Here is an 18,070-nt window from a genome sequence, read left to right on the forward strand (position 1 = left end):
GGCTCATGCAGGTGTCCGGGCTGGTCTGGGTGCTGACTGTGGTCGCTATCGCCGGGCTCATGCTCTTCGATTTCGTCTTCCACGTCCGCCGCGCGCACATCCCCTCGATCAAGGAAGCGGCCATCTGGTCGTCGATCTACATCGGCATCGCCGTGCTCTTCGGGCTCGGCGTCCTGATCTTCGCCGGACCCGACCACGGCGCGCAGTACTTCGCCGGCTGGGTGACCGAGGCGATGCTCTCGGTCGACAACCTGTTCGTCTTCCTGATCCTGCTCGGCAGCTTCAAGGTGCCGCGCGCCGACCAGCAGAAGGTGCTGCTCTTCGGCATCGTGTTCTCGCTGATCGCCCGGACCGGGTTCATCTTCCTGGGCGCGGCGCTGATCAACTCGTTCGCCTGGGTGTTCTACGCGTTCGGGTTGATCCTGCTGGTCACCGCGGGCAACCTGCTGAGGAACAAGGACGACGGGGAGGAACGCTCGGCCGACAACCTGATCATCCGGGTCGCCCGGCGCTTCCTGCGCACCTCCGACACCTACGACGGCGACAAGCTCTTCACCCTCCAGGACGGCAAGCGGGTGATGACCCCGATGCTGCTGGTCATGGTGGCGATCGGCGGCACCGACCTGCTGTTCGCGCTCGACTCGATCCCGGCCATTTTCGGCCTCACCCAGGACGTCTACCTGGTCTTCACAGCCACCGCGTTCTCGCTGCTCGGCCTGCGCCAGCTCTACTTCCTGCTGGAGGGCCTGCTCGACCGCCTGGTCTTCCTGTCCTACGGGCTGGCCGCGATCCTCGCGTTCATCGGCGTCAAGCTGGTCCTGCACGCCATGCACGAGAACAACGTGCCGTTCATCAACGGTGGCGAGCACATCGATGTGGTCGAGATCAGCACCGGCGCGTCCCTCGGCTTCATCGTCGCCGTCCTGGTCGTCACGGTGGTGGCGTCACTGCTCAGCCCCAAGGGCCGGGCCCAGACGTACGTGTCGGCGGCCCGCCGCCACGCCAGGGAGTTCCTGAACATCGAGCAGGACCCGGCGTACTGCGACGAGATCTACCACAAGCTCCTCACCGAGGAGGAGAACATCCGCCAGCTCCCACCGAAATACCGTCTGCGCGTCCGCCAGGAGCAGGAGCTGATGGAACTGCTCCACGAGGCGCACGAGGCCCACGACGAGCGCGTCGCCGACGGCCGCTGCTTCGTCCCGGCTCGCTAGCGGTCCGTCACACGCCGGCCGTCCGTCACACGCCGGCCGGCTCGCGCTCGTCCGACGACTCTAGGAGGCGGAGCTCGGAGCCCTCGATGTCGACGTCAGGCCTTGGTCAGGGAGCGGGTGCGGAGCATGCGGGAGATCTGGTCCGCGCGCTCGATCAAGCTCTTTCGCACCACCGGCGCGACGTCACCGGACGCCGCCTCGCGCGCCCGGGTCAGGTAGGCCTCGTCGCTGGTGAAGACCGGGAACAGGCGGCGGGTGTAGTGCATCGCCACGATCATGCCGCTGCGGTGCAGGGCGGGAAGCAAGGTCAAATACTTGTCGGCGTACGGCGTGAGCACCTCGTCCTGGCCGGGGCGCCAGAAGGCGGTGGTCACCGCGTTCGTGGCGCCGATCGGCACGGTGCGGTCGAGGGCCAGGGCCTGCCAGATCTCGGCCTTGGCCGCCGCGTCGGGCGCCGCCGCCCGCACGGTCAGCGCGCGGTACTTGGCGTCGGGGTCGGTGTCGCGGGACAGCAGGTCGGCGACCAGGACCGACGTGTCGGCGCCGAGCTCGGACATCTTGATCAGCGCCCGCCAGCGCAGGTCGACGTCGTCGCCGGCCGCCTCGAGCAGGGCGTCGGCGTCGGTGGTGACCCGGGCCAGGGTCCGGAGCGCGATCCGCCTCTTGCCGGGCTGGGCGGCGAGGCGGCGGCAGACGTCGGCCACCTCGGCCGCGATCGCCTCCCGGGCCGCGGGCGGCGACCAGTACTCGGCCACGTCGCCGGCCAGCAGCAGGTAGGGCTCGATCACCGCGGGCGCGGTCTCCACGTCGAGCACCGAGACCAGGCCGGCGGCGGTTTCGGCGGCGGTCGCCTCGCCGGTGACCAGGGCGTCCCACAGGGTCGCCACGGCCACCCCGCGGGCGATGGCGGTCGGCAGCGCGGCGGCCATCTCGGGGGCCGCGGGGCGGGTCGTCGCGAACGTCAGGTCGTCGTCGTTGACCAGGTAGAAGTCGGCGCCCACGGGCAGGTCGACGGGGGTCCGCTCGGACTGCACCTCGACCAGCGCGCGCTTGGTGCGTACCAAAGCCTGATCTTGCTTCTGGTAGGCGCTGACCGCGAGCACCTGCGGGCGCGGCGGGCCGGCCGGACCCCGACCTTCGAGCACCATCTGGTCGCCGGCCGACACCAGGGTCAGCCGGTCGGTGCCGGCGAGCGACAGCCAGCCGTCCCGCCAGGCGTTGAGGTCTTTGCCGCTGACCGCGGCCAGCTCGTCGATCAGGTCTTGCAGGGTGGTGTTCTGCCAGGCGAAACGCGCGAAGTATGCCGTCATGCCGACGCGGAACGCCTCTTCACCGACGTAGACCTGGAGCTGGCGGAGCACCGACGCGCCCTTGGGGTAGGTGATCGCGTCGAAGATCGACGCGGCCTCGGCCACGTTGGTGATCCGCTGGTGGATCGGGTGCGAGGTGGGGCCCTGGTCGGCGACGTACGCGTCGAGCTTGTCGTCGGCGAGATGCCCGGCCCAGGCGTCGGTGTACGCGGTGGCCTCGGCCGCCGACCAGTTGCAGGCGAACTCGGCGAACGCCTCGTTCAGCCACAGGTCGTTCCACCAGCGCATGGTCACGATGTTGCCGAACCACATGTGGGCCATCTCGTGCAGCAGCACCTTGGCCAGCAGCTCGTCCTCGGCGGGGGTCGGCTCGGCCCGCCGCAGGAAGGTGTCGGCCCAGGTCACGCAGCCGTAGTTCTCCATCGCGCCGCCGAACTCGGGCATGAAGACCTGGTCGTAGCGCGGCTGCGGGAACGGCATGCCGAACTGCTCGCCGTAGAAGCGCAGGCCCTGCTCGGTCACCGTGAACAGCTTGTCGGCGTCCCGGTCGAGCACCGCGGCCAACGACCGGCGGCAGTACAGGCCCAGGTCGTACCCGTCGATCTGACGCCGCAGCTCGTAGAACGGCCCGGCGTTGATCACGGTGTTGTACGGCGACAGCGGCGGCGTGGCCGGGAACGCCCACACCTGCGACGACCCGGACGCGCTGACCTGGGCGTGGCCCGAGTTGCTGGTCACCGTCCAGCCGGCCGGCGCGGTGACGGTGAACGCGTGGGGCGCCTTCAGGTCGGGCTGGTCGAAGCAGGCCCACACCCAGCGGGCCTCGTCCGGCTCGAACGACATCCAGAGGTAGACCTCGCCGTCGCCCGGGTCGACCGCCTTGTGCACGCCGGCGCCGTCCTGGGTGTCCGGCTGCTCACACTCGACCACCAGCGTGTTGCTCGCGGCCAGCCCGGGCAGCGGCAGCCGGCCGTCGGCGGCGGGGCCCAGCTCGCGGCCGTTCAGGGTGGCCCGGACCACGGTCGCGGCGGCGTCCACGAACGACTCGGCGCCCGGGGTCGTGCACGTGAACGTGATCGTCGACCTGCTGCGGACCCGTGGGCCGGTCGGCAGGTCGGTGAGGTCCACCGCGATGTCGTACCGCTCCACGGCGAGCAGCGCGGCGCGCTCCTCGGCTTCGGTCTGGGTCAGGCTCTTCACGCTCACCCGCCCCACCCTAGGCGTTGCGGGCGCGCAGCGCCCCCGCGGCTGCGCCCATGGCCGCGAGCAGGATCGCGACCAGGATGAACGAGATCGTCAGGGACGAGAGGTGGGCGATGCCGCCGAGCACGCCGGGTGCGATCAGACTGCTTCCGTACGCGATGCCGGCCACCCCGGCGATGTTGCGCCCCGGCTGATCATCGAGCCGGCCGGCCGCCGCGAAGACCAGCGGCACCACCACCGCGATGCCCACCCCGACCAGCCCGAACCCGACGATGGCGACGACCGGCACCCGGGCCAGCACCACGACGACCGCACCGGCCAGCGCGCAGCCCGCGGCGATCCGTACGGTCAGGGCCGCGCCGAGCTGCCGCACCACCGCGTCCCCGGCGAACCGGGTCAGCGCCATGGCCACCGAGAAGATGGCCACGGTCAGCGCGGCGGTGCTGGCCGAGCCGTCGAGCAGGTTCCGCACGTACAGGGCCGACCAGTCCAGTCCGGCCGCCTCGGCGAACACCGCGCACAGGCCGACCAGCCCGATCGGCAGCACCGCCCGGGACGGCAGCGCGAAGGCCGGCGGCTCGTCGACCTCCGGCTCGGGGCGGTGCGGCAGCAGCCCGGTCGCCCCGACCGCGGCGATCACGCACAGCACGGCGGCCGCGGCGGCGAAGTGCACCCGGCCGTCCACGCCGAACTTCGCGGCCAGCGCGGCGACCGACGAGCCGGCCAGCCCGCCCAGGCTCCAGAATCCGTGGAAGCCGGACATCACCGACCGGCCGAGACGCTCCTCGACCACCACGGCGTGCGCGTTCATGGCGACGTCGGCCACGCCGGCGGTCGCGCCGTACAGGACCAGGGCCGCGCACAGCAGGGGCAGCGAGCCGGCCAGCGCCGTCGGCACCAGCGCCAGGCACCAGCACAGCATCAGGAGCCGGGTCAGCGTCCGCAGGTCGTACCGGTGGACCAGCCGCCCGGACAACGGCATGGCCAGCAGCGCGCCGACACCGGGCATCAGCAGCGCCACACCCAGGCCGCCGACCTCGACACCGACGTGGTCGGCGATCCACGGCAGGCGGGCCGCGAACGTGCCGGTCACCGAGCCGTGCACGGCGAACATGATCGAGGTGGCCACTCGGGCCCGGGTCAACATCAGATCACGGTAGAGCTGACCGATACTTACCCGATGCCCCGACGACAACAGGTGATCAGGTCGGGTCGAGCCGAGCTGGTGGCCGACCCGGACCGGTCCTCGTCGTGGACGTTGCGCATCGACGGCACCCCGCAGTCGTACGTCGACCTCGCCGACCCGACCCACCTGGATTTCGAGTACGTCCGCCGGATGGCCACCGCGCTCGACCTGCTGGCCCCGCCCGGGCAACCGCTGCGCGCGCTGCACCTGGGCGGCGGCGCGCTGACGCTGCCGCGCTACCTGGCCGCGACGCGGCCCGGTTCGCCGCAGCGGGTGGTGGAGATCGACGGCGACCTGGTCGAGCTGGTGCGGCGCGAGCTTCCCTGGGACACCAAGGCCAAGATCCGGGTACGCGTCGCCGACGCGCGCGAGGTCGTCGGCGGGGCCACCAGCGGCGGGTACGACGTGATCGTGCTGGACGTCTTCGCCGGCGCCCGCACCCCGGCCCACCTGGCCTCGGCCGAGTTCTTCGCCGAGGTGGCCCGGGTGCTGGGCGCCGGTTTCCTGATCGCCAACATCGCCGACGGGCCGCCGCTGCGGCACGCCCGGGCCCAGGTCGCCACGATCCGGACCGCGCTGCCCGAGGCCTGCCTGATCGCGGACGCCGGGGTGCTGCGCGGCCGCCGCTTCGGCAACCTGGTCGTGGTGGCCGGGACGACCCCGCCGCCGGTGGCCGCGCTGTCCCGGCGCGCGGCGGGCGATTGGTTCCCGGGACGCGTGGAGTCTGATCTGGACCGATTTGCCGGTGGCGCCGCCGCGATGACCGATGCGGACGCGGTCGCCTCCCCCGAGCCTCCGGCGGGACTGTTCAGCGTCCGTCCCTGACCGCTTCACGCGCCGGATCAGCCGGGAGGCGCGGACTTTATCGTCCGAAAGTGCCAGTTCGCCAGTCCTCAAGTGTCATCTATCCGCCAACACGCGAAATACCGGCGCGCGGACTTGTCGTCGTCGATGTCGCACCGATGTAATCGATGCGGCCACGACGATCCGGATCGTGGCGCCGACGGGAGGCGTGCGCATGTTCGAACAGCACTTCCTGTCCTCCTCCTCGGCTGTGCCGGCCTCCTCCTGGGCCGATGCCGACTCCTCGGCCGGTTCCTCGGCCGCGTCTGCCGGCGCCGGCTCCTCCGGTTCCGCCGGTTCCTCGGCCGGGCCGGCCGGCTTCTCGGCCGGCGACGAGGTGGTCGGGCCCCTTGAGGGCGGCGAGCGGCCGATGTGGCGCGGGCGCTGCGGCGTGGCGGAATACGCGTTCGACGAGGCCGCCTCGATGCCCCGGTGGACCCTGCCCGAGGCCACCGACGTGCTGGTCACCGACCGCCGCGTGATCTACGCGCACCGTCCCCAGGACGGCGAGCGGGTCCGCTCGGGCGAACTGCGCTGGCTCTGGCCCCAACATCTTCGTGTGCAGCCGGGCGCCCGCAGCGACGACCGCGGCGCGGCGGCCACCCAGATCCAGCTGGTCTGCGGCGGTGCCGACGGCTCGTTCCCGGCGCTGGTCTTCGCGGGCGGCGACCTGGCCACGGCCGGCGACGCCGATCGGGTGGCCAACATGATCCGCCAGTCGATCACCCGCTTCCGCATCGACAACGCGGGCAGGCTGGGCATCGACGCCAACCAGGTCCGCATGCTGTCGCGGCTGCTGATCGGGCCCGAGTTCCGCAATCACCAGGGTGGCGAGGGTCAGACCGTCTCGATCCTGGGCTCGCTGCTGGTCAACCGTCCGGCCGCGGCGCCCGAGCCGACGCTGCTCGACCGCGCCGAGAGCACCCGCCTGATCAACTATCGTCCCGGCCGGGCCGCCGACGCGGCTCGGGCGATCATGGCCGAGCGGGCCGAGCAGGAGGCTCAGCTCGTCGAGCCCGACATCGCCTCGCGGGCCGCCGACCTGGCCGCCCGGGTGGCGAACATGGTCAGCTCCGCCGTTCCGCCGCCTGCGCCTTCTTCGTCGCCCGCGCCTGCGCCTTCGCCCGCGTCTTTGCCTTCGTCGCCGGAATCAGTGTCGGAGCCGGATGACGACGGGCCGACCGCCGTCGTGATCGAGTTGCCGCTGCGGATGCCGCTGCATTCCGAGCCCCGCTCCGGCGAGGCGCCCGCGCGGAATCTCGGTGACCTGCCGACCACCAACCTCGCGGCCCGCGCCGAGTCGATGCGCCGCACCGCCGCGCGGATGGCCGCCAACTCCGGCCGGGGCCGCATCGGCTCCCGCCGCGCCCCCGACCAGGAGCCCGGGATCACCGGCCGCGGCAACCGCGACCGCTGACCCCGGGCGCCATCGTCAGCAGCTGGCCTTGTAGGCCGCGTCCTTCTGGTCGCCGTCGACGTTCTGCTGGGTGATGATCGAGAATCCGGTCTGGACCTCCTTGGTCACCTGGCCACCGTCCAGCGCGGCCACGGCCTCACCGAGGCCGACCTTGCCGATGTAGCCCGGCTGCTGCGCGATCAGCGCCTGCACCGTGCCGTCCTTCAGGGCCTTGACCTGGTCCGGGCCGGCGTCGAAGCCGATCACGTTGACCTTGCCCTTCTTGCCGGCCTGCTGGATGCCGGTGGCCGAGCCCTGGGCCGCGAACAGGTTCGCCGCGAAGACGCCGACGATGTCGGGGTCCTTCTGCAGGGCCGCGGTGACCAGCTGGGCGGCGGTGGCCGGGTCGTTGTGCGAGTACTGCACGCCGACGTACGGGTACTTGCCGTCCGCGGCCGCCGCCTCGGAGAAGCCCTTCACCCGGGCGTCGGTGGTGGAGATACCGGGGTCGACCGAGATCGCCAGCACCTTGCCGCCCTGCGGGGCGAGCTGCTTGATCGCGTCGAAGGCCGCCTTGCCGCCGCCCTCGTTGTCCGAGGCGATCTGCGACACCGCGTACGACGGGTCCTCGGTCGAGGTGTCCACCAGCACGATCTTGGTGGAGGCCGCGGCCGTCTGCAGCGGGGCCTGCATGGCCTTCACGTCGGTCGGCGCGATCAGGATCGCGTCCGGCTTGGCGTTCAGGGCCGAGTCGAAGATCGGCTTCTGCAGGGTCGGGTCGAACTTCTGCGGGCCCTGGGTGTTGACGGTGACGCCGAGCTTGGCCGCCTCCTCCTGGATGCCGCACTGCATGCTGATGTAGAACGCGTCACCCTGGACACCCTGGATGAACGTGATGTTGTAGTTCTTGCTGGCCTTGGTCGGCAGCGGGATCTCCGGAGCGGCCGACGAGGCGGAGCTGGACGGCTGCGTGACGACACCGGTGCCACCTCCGGCCGAGTCGTCCTTGGTGGACGAGCAGGCCGACGCGGAGACCACGACCGCGGCGCTCAGAGTGATGACGCCGAGGACATTCCCTCTTCTCATTCCTTGGTACCTTCCTTTGCTTGCTTTGCACGGGGGGCGCCACGCTGCGCGGCAGCGCGACGGGTCTGGTCGACATAGACGGCGGCGATGAGTACGGCGCCCACGGCGACGCCCTGCCAGAACGGGTCGACGCCGATGATCACGAAGCCGGACTGCAGGATGGCCGGGATGAAGAGCCCGACGATCGTGCCGAACATCGAGCCGTAGCCGCCGAAGATCGAGGTTCCCCCGATCACGACGGCGGCGATCACATTGAGGTTGGTGAGCGACTGGCCGCCGATCGTCGTGGTGCCGAACTGGGCCAGGTACATCACCGCACCGATGCCACCGAGCACACCGGTGATCAGGTAGACCAGCATGAGGTGCCGGTCGACCCGGATGCCCACCCGGCGGGCGGCCTCCTGGTTGGAGCCGATCGCGTAGGTGTGCCGGCCGAACCGGGTTCGGTGCAGCGCGATGCCGAAGATCACCACGATCACCAGCGCCACCAGCGGCAGCGCCGGCAGCCCGGCGAACCGCGTGTAGATACCGAAGTCGGTGAGCGATTCCGCGCTCACCGTGATGTTGATGCCCTTGCTGAGCACGTAGGCGAGGCCGAGAGCCGCCGACAACGTGCCGAGGGTGACGATCAAGGCCGGGATCTTGGCGTACGCGATGAGGAAGCCGTTCAGCCAGCCCCAGGCGGCGCCGGCCACCACCGCGGCCAGGATGCCCACGAGGACCACGCCGGCGCCGTCGCCGCCCATCGAATCCATCAGCTTGGCCGAGATCACCGACGAGAAGACCAGCACCGATCCGATCGACAGGTCGATACCGGAGGTGATGATCACGAAGGTCATCCCGGCCCCGAGCACCGCCAGCACGGCCAGGTTCTGGCTGATCAGCGAGAAGTTGGCCGCGGAGAGGAAGCGGTCGCCGCCGGCGATCGAGAAGAAGGCGATGATCACCACGAGCACGCCGAGGATCCACACCGCCTGGGTGCCGGCCAGCCGCTGGAGCAGGGTGCCCGACTCGTCGTCCTCGTCCCGGGCGTTCTCCACCTTGGTCGTAGCCGCCGTGGTCACGCCGCCGCCTCCTTGAAGTCCAGGGCGCCGGTCATCGCGCCGACCAGTTCCTCGACGTTGGTGTCCGCACCCCGATAGGTGGCGACCCGCCGGCCGAGCCGCATCACCTGGACGCGGTCGGCGATCTCGAGCACCTCGGGCATCGAGTGCGAGATCAGCACCACGGCGATGCCGCGGTCACGCACCCGCTTGATCGAGTCGAGGACGTTCTTGGTCTGCACCACGCCCAGCGCGGCCGTCGGCTCGTCCAGGAAGACGACCTTGTCGGCCCACGCGATCGCCCGGGCGATGGCGATCTGCTGCCGCTGGCCGCCGGACATCGAGCCGACCGGCGAGTTCAGCGCCCGTACGGTGCCGCCGAGATCGGCCAGCCGCTGCCGCGTCTGGTCGCGCATCGCCTTGTTGTCCATGAAGCCCAGCCAGCCGAGCACACCTTTGGCCGAGATCTCCCGCCCGAGGAACATGTTCTGCGCCGGGCTCAGGTGCGGCGCCAGGGCCAGGTCCTGGTGCACCACCTCGATGCCCAGCCGGGTGGCCGCCGTCGGCGACTCCAGCGTCACCGGCCGGCCCTCGAACTCGATCTGGCCGGAGTCCAGCTGCAGGTTGCCGGTGAGCGCCTTGACCAGGGTCGACTTGCCCGCGCCGTTGTCACCGATGAGGGCCACCACCTCGCCCTGATCAATGTCGAAATCGGCCGCGTTGAGGGCCATCACGTGCCCGAAGGACCGGGACAGGCCCTCGGCTCTGAGAACCGTTGTCATATGTTGCACCTCCGTCGGGGGGAAAACTCACGCATCACGTCAGGTCGGGCCACCCCACACCGGGCCGGCAGATCGCCACCCGGGCCGGGCCCGTCACGGTCCAGTCGCCGAGGCCGGCCGGGATCGCGTACACCTCACCGCTCTTGATCGCCACGCCACCCCCGGACCAGCCCAGCTCACCCTGACCAGCCAGCACGATCGCGACGGCGAAGCCGCGCGGCACGCTGACCACCTCGCAGCCGGCCTTCGCACCGCCGACCTCGCCGCCGACCTTCTCGCCGCCGACCTTCTCGCCGCCGGCCGCCTCGCTCTCGGCCTTCGCACCGCCGGCCTCGTCGCTGGCGCCCGGCGCGGCCACATCGACTCGGAAGAACGGATCCGCCGCGGCCGGCAGCGCCCTGAGCAGACCGCCGTCGCGCGTGCCGGGATCGAGGTGGTGCAGCAGCGAGGCCAGCTCGTCGGCGCCTGTCGCCCGATGGCTCACCCCGCGCAACGCCGTCTCGAACCCCAGGTCGAGGTGCGACTCGTCGCGCGTGGCGGTGGTGACCGACCACTCCAGCAGAATCGAGAAGTCGGTCGGCTCCTGCACCTCGACCAGGAAGATGCCCGCGCCGGTCGCATGCGGCTGCCCCGCCGGCACCAGAATCCCGTCGCCCGGCCGTACGGAGATCTTGTTCATGTGCCCGAGCAGCCACTCCGAGTCCTGAGCGTCCACCCGCGCCGCCAGCTCGCGTTCGTCGACGTCCTCGCGGAACCCGACCCACACGGCCGGATCGTCACCGCGAACGTCGAGGATGTGCCACGCCTCGGTTTTGCCATAGCAAGAGTGCAAATTTGCTATAGCAAAAGATCGTGTCGGGTGTACGTGCACCGGAAGCCGCTGCCCCGCGTCCAGAAACTTCACGAGCAGGCCCGTGTCGGCCGGACCCGCGCCCGGGCCGCCGTGCTCGAACCCCGTCCAGCCTTCCGGATCCGCCTCGACCAGCTTCGCGAACAGCGACCCGTCGGCCAACCGGCTCAGTCCCACCTCCGGCTCGCCGGCCCGGTGCACGGTCGCCGCCAGCCACTCCTCCGGCGTCCTGGGCGAATGCTGCGGCACGCCCCGGAAGGCGGTCAGCCGGTCGCCACCCCGGTAGAAGTGATCGATGATGTTCGGCGGCATCAAGACCGGTTGCATGGCACCTCTCCGGATCCCCGCTTCACCAGCGGTGTCGGCAACAGAATCTCGGCCGGAACCAGCTGGGCCCCGCCGATCCGGGCCAGCAGCCGCTCGACCGCCGTGGCGGCGATCAGCGCCGGATCGTGATCCACCACGGTGATTCCCGGCTGCAGCGCGTCCGCCAGCTCGAAGTCCCCGAAGCTGATCAGCGCCACATCGGTACGCCCGGTCATGTGCAACGCCCGCACCGCGCCCAGGCTGGCCCGTGCGTTCGACGAGAACAACGCCGTCGGCGGATCGGGCAGCTCCAGCAACTCGGTCACGGCCCCCACGCCCGGATCGGTCATGGCCAGCGACCCCCGGTCCAGTTCCTCGGGGACGGGCACTCCGGCCGCATCCATCGCGGCCAGATATCCCTCCCGCCGGTGCTCGGTCGTCGTCAGCTCCGTGTCGTCACCGAGAAACGCGATCCGCGTATGCCCCGCCTTCAGCAGTTGCTCGACCGCGTGCTTCGCGCCCGCCCGGTCGTTGACCCCGACCATGTCCAGCCCCGAACCGGGCCACCCACGGTCGACCAGCACCGCCGGCACATCCCCCACCGTGGCCGCGAACCAGCTGTGATCCCCCATGGTCGGGGCGAGCATCAGCCCGCTGACATTCTCCCGGGTCATGCGCAGCAGCTGGTCCCGTTCCCGCTGCGGATCCCGCCAGGTCGACGCCACCTGGGTGCTGAACCCGGCCGCCAGCGCCCGCACCTCGACCACGCTGACCAGCGAGGCGAAGAACGGGTCGGCGATCGAGTCGACAATCACCCCGATCGTGCTGCTGCTCCCGGTGACCAGGCTGCGCGCCGCCGGATTGACGACGTACCCCAGCTCTTCGACCACACCGAGAACCAGCTGTCGCGTCTTGTCCGAGACCCCCGCGGACTGATTGACCACCCGCGAAACAGTCTTGATGGAGACCCCGGCCACCCGCGCCACGTCATAGACGGTGGGGCGACCCGCAGGAAGCTCAGTCATGCTCGACCCACCTCCTGGACAGGGGCGTCATCCCATTAACACGCCCGAAACATCGGCCCTGGGCCGATCCTGCGCCGGGTTAGACAGCGCTGTCAATGGGCAGGTCGTTCTTTCCTGGTCTCGGGGTGGCTGGGAGCGCGCCCAACAGCCGAAACAGCGTTGACAGCGCTGTCTGCAATCGAACCTCATTGCCAACCTCTACCTGGCCGTGACCTGCGGTTGGGGCGGGCGCCCCTGACCCCGCCTTCGAGTCACGCGCGCCGCGAACGCGAGCGCCGCCATCCTCCCCGGCACCCGCTAAGACAGGCGGAGTCACGCCACCAGGCGTAGCCAGGAATCCGCGAGTGCGGCGTGGCCCGCCGGCGTCGGGTGCACCCCGTCTTCGGACCAGTGTTCCGGTCCGGTCCTCGCGGCGAGGCCGGCGAACATGCCGTCGGCGGCGAGCAGGTGCGCGCCGTACTCGACGGCGAGTTGCCGGACGGCCGCGATCTTCGAGTTCAGGCCGGTGCGCCATGCGCGGCGGACGTCGTCGTCGATGAGCACGGCGCCGGATTCGCCGTCGCGGTGGATCCCGGCTTCGACGACGCCTCGGATCGGCAGGAGGAACGGCTCGATGAGGATGATTTCGGCGCCCGTCCCGGCGAGGGAAGCGAGCAGGCGGCCGTACCCCGCCGCGAACTCGTCCGCCGAGATCTCGTGGCCGCTCGGGTCCAGGGTGTGCCAGCTGTTGTCGTTGACTCCGACGAGGATCGACACCAGGTCGGGGCGTGCGTCGAGCACGTCGGCTTGCCAGCGGGCTTCGAGGTCGCTGACCTTGTCGCCGGCGTTCCCGGTGTTCAGCCAGGTGATGGGCCGGTCCGGGTGCCGGAAGCACCATTCGCCGGCGACCAGGAGCGGGTAGCCGCACCGGCCTTCGCCGTCGGGTCGCCACAGGTCGGTGATCGAGTCGCCGGTGAACATCACGGTGGTGCCCGGCCGCAGGGTGATCGTCATGCCGTCGAGCCTGGTGGGCGCGGCTGGCAGGGAACGCACACAGGGCTGGTACCGGCCTGACACTCCCCGCCGAGCGCTGCCAGGCCGGTGCAGTGTGCTCGCTGGATCCGGCCGGAGTACCCGCTGATTCATCGCCGGCCGGCGCGGTGGGGAACGCGGTCATAACTCACGAGCCGCCGGTGACGTCCCCGCCGACGAGTGCAAGCCTGCCGACCCTCCAGCCGGCCCGCCGGCTGGGGCCCGGAGGGGTCCTTGATCAGCGCCAACGGCGCCGTCTTGGTCAACGCGGGTCGGAGCCTTGACGTCGAAGGCGTCAGCCGGCTACGGACTGCTTGGGGAAGTCTCGTGCGCCGTGCGTCTCGTAGTCGAGGCCGTAGACCTTCTTGAGGTCCTCGATCGCCTTGAGCTGGGCCTTGCTGTGGGGGCTCGCGCTGGACTCCCCTTCGTCTCCCGGCACCGGCTCGAAGGAATGCAGGATGATCTTCTCGAGCAGCTCCCCGAGCGTCTCATCGTTGAACTCGGCCAGGCCCTTAAGCACCTTCACCAGCCGCGCCTCCAGCCGCACACCGAGCTGAACCCGCTCGATCTTGTTCGCCGCCTCAGTCATAGCACTCCCCCCGTCGTGGTCCCTAGGGACCAAGGTAACGGGGTCCCAGGAAGGCGCAACGGAATTTCGAGCTCAAGCTCAACGGCCGGCCATCGGCGGCACTGCGTGCCGAGGCCGAGGTCACGAGGACACCGGGCCATCGACAGCTGCCGCAGATCGGAACATGGGGAAACAGCGGCCGCCCGTACATGCTGATCGGCGACAACGTCATGCAGCACCGCTACCAGGTCGGAGCGGAAGGTTGACACACCGCGAATCAGGCCGCCGTCGTCTCGTTCCAGAAGGTCAAAACATAGGACACCGGGCCGTCGGTTGGTGCTGCCGTCCGAGCCGTCAGGCCGCCCACGCCCCCGTTGGATGTTCCGGCGAGGTCAAACCCTTCACCGGCGGGAGGGGAGGGTGCAGGCGCGGGGCCCGGCTTGGACTCCCAGCGGCGGGCTGCCGTTTGGGGTGCGGTTTCGGTCAAACCCGGGGCACTGCGAAGGCTTCCAATGGTGGGGCGCGCCGGCACTCGCAGTGCGGCTTCGTGGTGGGGCTCGGGGGCCAGCCAATCACCCTCACTGCCCCGAGGCCTTGCCGTTGTCAGTCACGGCCCTCGCGCTCGAGGCGTGAGATCACCTCACGCTTGGCCCAGGCCTGCCCGCCCACCGCAAACACAAAGCGGCCCGATCCAGCAGTGCTGGACCGGGCCTCTTCATGTCGTAGCGGGGACAGGATTTGAACCTGCGACCTCTGGGTTATGAGCCCAGCGAGCTACCGAGCTGCTCCACCCCGCGTCGCCTCACAAAGCCTACCGCAGCCCGCCCGCCCCCCAGCACCCGGCACACCCATTCCCCCGCCACCACACCCCCGACCAGCCCAAACAACGCTTCAGGAAGCGCGCCCAAAGCCCCACCGCACCCAAACTCAAGCAAAGGCCGAAGGCCAAGCGAAGAGGTGAGGCCGAAGGTCAACAAGCCCACCCACCAGAAACCAACCCCGAAAACCGCAACCACCGCACCGTGGGGGTTTGGGGGCTCGGCCCCCATCGCGGAATAGCGAAAGAGACCCCGGTCCAAGCCCGAAGGGCTGGACAGGGGTCTCCCATCTCTGTAGCGGGGACAGGATTTGAACCTGCGACCTCTGGGTTATGAGCCCAGCGAGCTACCGAGCTGCTCCACCCCGCGTCGGCTCGTTAACAGTAGCGCAGGGGCTCAGTTACCTGCAAAACGGGTGGGCGTGGCCCGCCCCACAGGGGGCGGGCCACGAAATCCGTCAGCCGCTGGGGCTTGGGTTGGGCGCGGGGGCGCTTGCTGATGGGCTGGGTGGCGTGGAGGCGTTGGGTGTGACGGTGCCTCCGGCCGCTCGGACGGCGTCCTGGTACTTGGTCATGGCGCTGTCGAGGTTTTGCAGGGCCTGGCCGTAGCGGGCGAAGTCGCCGCTCTTCTGGGCGTCCCGGGCGTTGTTGATGGCCGTGTCGAGTTCGGCTGCGGCCTGGGCCACGGGGCCCGTCGCCGGCGGGTTGGTGCCGGTGGTCGGCGGCTTCTCGGTGTTGGCCGGCGGGTTGTTGCCGGTGCCGGCGGCCTGGCCCTTTTTGATCAGGTCGGCCAGACCCTCTTCCAGGTTGTTGGCCAGGGTTACGTACTGGCTGCCGTCGCCGAAGGACATCAGGACCTTCTGGAGCAGCGGGGTGGCGTTGGCCTGAGTGCCTTTGACGTAGATGGGTTCTACGTAGAGCATGCCGTCGCCCACCGGCAAGGAAATCAGGTTTCCGTACAGCACCGTGGATTGGGTGCTGGTGGACAGAAGGGTCAGTTGGGATCTGACCTCGGCGTTGTTGGCCATCCGCTGATGCACCTGGACGGGGCCGGGGATGGCGGTCTGGTCGGGTAGTTCGAGGACTTCCAGTTTGGGCTGGCCGTCGACATAGCTGCCGGAGATCAAGGCCGCCAGGTTGTCGCGGTTGCGTGGGGTGACGGCCGAGGTGAGCTGGAATCTGGTGCTGTCCTGGCCGGGGAGCTGCACGTTCAGGTAGAACGGCGGCTGTTTGACGCCCTCCTGGGGCGCGTCCGGCGTGTTGGGGACCTGCCAGAAGTCCTGGCCGGAGAAGTATTCGCCGGCGTTGGTGACGTGGAAGCTGGCCAGCAGGTTGCGCTGCACCTTGAACAGGTCCGCGGGGTACCGGAAGTGCGCTTCCAGGGACTCGGGGATCTGGCTCTTGGGGACGATCAGGTTGCCGCCGAAGGCCTTGTTCCAGGCCTTCAGGACCGGGTCCTGGCCGTCGAACTCGTACAGCTTCACCGTGCCGTCGTACGCGTCGACGGTGGCCTTGACCGAGTTGCGCATGTAGTTGACGTTGTCCCGCTCCAGGGCGAAGGTGCCCTGGTTGGTGGTCTCGTCGCGGGTCTCGGTCTGCAGGTTGACCTGCTGCGAGTACGGGTAGCTGTTGCTGGTCGTGTAGCCGTCGAGGATCCACTGGATGCGGCCGTCGACGACGGCGGGGTACGGGTCACCGTCGATGGTGAGGAACGGGGCGACCTTCTCGACCCGGTCGCGCGGATTCCGTACGTACATCAGCCTGCTGCTGTTGTTGACCGCGTCGGACAGGACGAAGTTGCTCTCGGTGTTCTTGATGGCGAACACCAGCCGGCGGCCGAACGACCCGATCGGGACGCCGCCCTTGCCCTCGTAGGTGTAGCGCTCCTCGGCGTTGCTGTCGCCCGGCTGCGGGCGGTCGAACTCGACGTTGCGGTCCTTGTCGGCCTGGCCGACGATCGCGTACTCGGTGGCCTGCTCGCCGTAGTAGACGCGCGGCTGCTCGACCTTGATCTGCTCGGACGGCGCGCAGGCGGCGTCCTGGCTGGGGTCGGCCTTCTGCTCGCCGAGGAAGCCGGAGACGAAGTGCGGCAGGCCGCTGCACACCTGGTTGGCGGGCGCGGCGACCAGGCCGTACCCGTGGGTGAAGACGGTGTGCCGGTTGAGCCAGTTGCGCTGCTGCGCGGTCAGCTGCTGGTCGTTGATCTCGCGGACACCGACCACGTAGTCCCGGGTGTTGCCCTCGACGGTGTAGCGGTCCACGTCCAGCTTGGCGCCGAAGTCGTAGAAACCGCGCACCTGCTGGGACTGGGTGAACGCCTCGGACACCAGCTGTGGATCGATCAGCCGCACGTTCTGGGCGCTGGTGTTCGACGACAGGTTCGCCGGCGCCCTGGTGTTGCCGGAGGCGTACGGGCGTATATCGGTCTGTGCGATGCCGAAGGCCGCTCTGGTCGCGTCGATCGACCGCTGGATGTAGGGCGCTTCCTTGTCCTGCAGGCTCGGCTGGACGGTGAAGTTCTGCACGGCCAGCGGGTAGATGCCGCCGATCGCGACCGCCGAGATGGCCAGCAGGGCCAGCGAGACGCCCGGCCAGACCAGGTTGCGCATGACCGCGTTGGAGAACACGACGATCGCCACCGCGACCACGATGGAGATGTACGCGAGGATCTCCTTGGCCGGTAACAACGCGTTCACGTCGGTGTACCCGGCGCCGTACAGACCGGGTGACACATGCTGCTCGAGCAGCAGCGCGCGCCGGTCGAGAATGTACGCGACCGCCTTGAGCAGCACGAACACCGCGACCAGCGAGGTCAGGTGGGCCCGGGCGGCGGGTGTCATGCGGTCGCCGACGCCCTGCAGGCGTACCCCACCGAAGATGTAGTGGACGGCGAGCGCGCCGATCACCGCCAGCACGATCGCGGTGAAGCCGACCCCGAGGAGGTAGCGCCACAGCGGGTAGTCGAAGACGTAGAAGCCGATGTCCACGTTGAACTGGGGGTCGCGGACGCCGAACGGCTGCGCGTTCTGGAAGAGCATCCACTCCTTCCAGCGGTTCTGTGCGCTCACGCCGGCGAAGAAGCCGACGATGATCGAGAGGACGGCGATCCAGGTGCCCAGCCGCGGGGCCAGCACCATTCGATAGCGCTCCAGCGTGGCCTGTTCCGCCGAATGCGGGCGGAGCAGTGGCCGGAGCCGGTACGCGAGGTAGAGGTTGCCCGCCACCAGAAGCGCCATCGCCGCGCCCACCGCCAGGAACAGCAACACCTTCGTGAACAGCACGCCGGTGTAGACGTTGGCGAACTCGACCTCGCGGAACCAGAGGAGATCGGTGTACTGGTCGATGCCCCAGCCCAGCAATGTGAAAAGAAGAAAGACCCCGACCAGGACGCCGACCGTGACGCGACCGCGCCGGCTCATCCTCGGCAGGG

The 18,070-nt window shown here is 69.8% G+C and carries 13 protein-coding genes and 2 tRNA genes; 3 read left to right on the forward strand and 12 right to left on the reverse strand.

The annotated features are described in order from the left end of the window. The first annotated feature begins 5 nt into the window (after window positions 1-5). Window positions 6-1,214, forward strand: coding sequence for a TerC family protein (locus AB0M54_RS01650; RefSeq protein WP_364468563.1), 1,209 nt, complete (start codon window positions 6-8; stop codon window positions 1,212-1,214). A gap of 95 nt (window positions 1,215-1,309) precedes the next feature. Here the strand turns inward: AB0M54_RS01650 and pepN are convergent, their stop codons facing one another. Both pepN and AB0M54_RS01660 read right to left on the reverse strand, forming a co-directional pair. Next, entirely contained in the window at window positions 1,310-3,730 is a 2,421-nt protein-coding gene (pepN, locus tag AB0M54_RS01655; protein WP_364468565.1) for an aminopeptidase N, read from the reverse strand. 10 nt (window positions 3,731-3,740) lie between these two features. Further along, a complete protein-coding gene (locus tag AB0M54_RS01660) occupies window positions 3,741-4,874 on the reverse strand; it encodes an MFS transporter (RefSeq protein ID WP_364468567.1) in 1,134 nt (377 codons plus the stop codon). A 33-nt stretch (window positions 4,875-4,907) separates the two neighbouring features. On the opposite strand from AB0M54_RS01660, the gene AB0M54_RS01665 reads away from it, so the two are divergent. Both AB0M54_RS01665 and AB0M54_RS01670 read left to right on the forward strand, forming a co-directional pair. After that, window positions 4,908-5,738 carry a fused MFS/spermidine synthase gene (locus AB0M54_RS01665; protein WP_364468569.1) on the forward strand — a complete coding sequence of 277 codons (831 nt, stop codon included), beginning with the start codon at window positions 4,908-4,910 and terminating at the stop codon, window positions 5,736-5,738. 169 nt (window positions 5,739-5,907) lie between these two features. Further along, window positions 5,908-7,173: a translation initiation factor 2 gene (locus tag AB0M54_RS01670; protein ID WP_364468571.1), complete on the forward strand. Its 1,266-nt coding sequence runs from the start codon at window positions 5,908-5,910 to the stop codon at window positions 7,171-7,173. A gap of 15 nt (window positions 7,174-7,188) precedes the next feature. On the opposite strand, the gene AB0M54_RS01675 is transcribed toward AB0M54_RS01670, so the two are convergent. The 10 genes from AB0M54_RS01675 to AB0M54_RS01720 form a co-directional block, all read right to left on the reverse strand. Beyond that, entirely contained in the window at window positions 7,189-8,238 is a 1,050-nt protein-coding gene (locus tag AB0M54_RS01675) for an ABC transporter substrate-binding protein (RefSeq protein ID WP_364468572.1), read from the reverse strand. After that, complete coding sequence (locus AB0M54_RS01680; protein ID WP_364468574.1) at window positions 8,235-9,302, reverse strand: ABC transporter permease; 1,068 nt, start codon at window positions 9,300-9,302, stop codon at window positions 8,235-8,237. The genes AB0M54_RS01675 and AB0M54_RS01680 overlap by 4 nt, the downstream gene beginning before the upstream one ends. After that, complete coding sequence (locus AB0M54_RS01685) at window positions 9,299-10,063, reverse strand: ATP-binding cassette domain-containing protein (protein ID WP_364468576.1); 765 nt, start codon at window positions 10,061-10,063, stop codon at window positions 9,299-9,301. The genes AB0M54_RS01680 and AB0M54_RS01685 overlap by 4 nt, the downstream gene beginning before the upstream one ends. Before the next feature lie 34 nt (window positions 10,064-10,097). Continuing rightward, a complete protein-coding gene (locus AB0M54_RS01690; protein ID WP_364468578.1) occupies window positions 10,098-11,240 on the reverse strand; it encodes a class I mannose-6-phosphate isomerase in 1,143 nt (380 codons plus the stop codon). After that, a complete protein-coding gene (locus AB0M54_RS01695) occupies window positions 11,225-12,244 on the reverse strand; it encodes a LacI family DNA-binding transcriptional regulator (RefSeq protein WP_364314453.1) in 1,020 nt (339 codons plus the stop codon). Before AB0M54_RS01695 ends, AB0M54_RS01690 begins: the two co-directional genes overlap by 16 nt. A gap of 312 nt (window positions 12,245-12,556) precedes the next feature. Beyond that, window positions 12,557-13,237 (reverse strand): SGNH/GDSL hydrolase family protein, encoded by a 681-nt coding sequence (locus AB0M54_RS01700; RefSeq protein ID WP_364468580.1) that lies wholly within the window; start codon window positions 13,235-13,237, stop codon window positions 12,557-12,559. 313 nt (window positions 13,238-13,550) lie between these two features. Next, complete coding sequence (locus AB0M54_RS01705) at window positions 13,551-13,844, reverse strand: hypothetical protein (RefSeq protein ID WP_364468582.1); 294 nt, start codon at window positions 13,842-13,844, stop codon at window positions 13,551-13,553. A gap of 702 nt (window positions 13,845-14,546) precedes the next feature. Continuing rightward, window positions 14,547-14,620, reverse strand: a tRNA-Met gene (locus tag AB0M54_RS01710). 316 nt (window positions 14,621-14,936) lie between these two features. Next, window positions 14,937-15,010: transfer RNA gene (locus AB0M54_RS01715), tRNA-Met, on the reverse strand. 88 nt (window positions 15,011-15,098) lie between these two features. Then, window positions 15,099-18,059, reverse strand: coding sequence for a UPF0182 family protein (locus AB0M54_RS01720; RefSeq protein ID WP_364468584.1), 2,961 nt, complete (start codon window positions 18,057-18,059; stop codon window positions 15,099-15,101). Between the last annotated feature and the right edge of the window lie 11 nt (window positions 18,060-18,070).

The organism is Actinoplanes sp. NPDC051470, from assembly GCF_040682035.1.
In the GTDB taxonomy this organism is placed as follows: Bacteria; Actinomycetota; Actinomycetes; order Mycobacteriales; family Micromonosporaceae; genus Actinoplanes.

Excerpts from the sequence above, each read along its gene's own strand:
- AB0M54_RS01650 (WP_364468563.1), top strand. The coding sequence starts at position 6 with ATGCAGGTGTCCGGGCTGGTCTGGGTGCTGACTGTGGTCGCTATCGCC.
- AB0M54_RS01660 (WP_364468567.1), bottom strand. The coding sequence starts at position 4,874 with ATGTTGACCCGGGCCCGAGTGGCCACCTCGATCATGTTCGCCGTGCAC.
- AB0M54_RS01665 (WP_364468569.1), top strand. The coding sequence starts at position 4,908 with ATGCCCCGACGACAACAGGTGATCAGGTCGGGTCGAGCCGAGCTGGTG.
- AB0M54_RS01675 (WP_364468572.1), bottom strand. The coding sequence starts at position 8,238 with ATGAGAAGAGGGAATGTCCTCGGCGTCATCACTCTGAGCGCCGCGGTC.
- AB0M54_RS01685 (WP_364468576.1), bottom strand. The coding sequence starts at position 10,063 with ATGACAACGGTTCTCAGAGCCGAGGGCCTGTCCCGGTCCTTCGGGCAC.
- AB0M54_RS01690 (WP_364468578.1), bottom strand. The coding sequence starts at position 11,240 with ATGCAACCGGTCTTGATGCCGCCGAACATCATCGATCACTTCTACCGG.
- AB0M54_RS01695 (WP_364314453.1), bottom strand. The coding sequence starts at position 12,244 with ATGACTGAGCTTCCTGCGGGTCGCCCCACCGTCTATGACGTGGCGCGG.
- AB0M54_RS01700 (WP_364468580.1), bottom strand. The coding sequence starts at position 13,237 with ATGACGATCACCCTGCGGCCGGGCACCACCGTGATGTTCACCGGCGAC.
- AB0M54_RS01705 (WP_364468582.1), bottom strand. The coding sequence starts at position 13,844 with ATGACTGAGGCGGCGAACAAGATCGAGCGGGTTCAGCTCGGTGTGCGG.
- AB0M54_RS01720 (WP_364468584.1), bottom strand. The coding sequence starts at position 18,059 with ATGAGCCGGCGCGGTCGCGTCACGGTCGGCGTCCTGGTCGGGGTCTTT.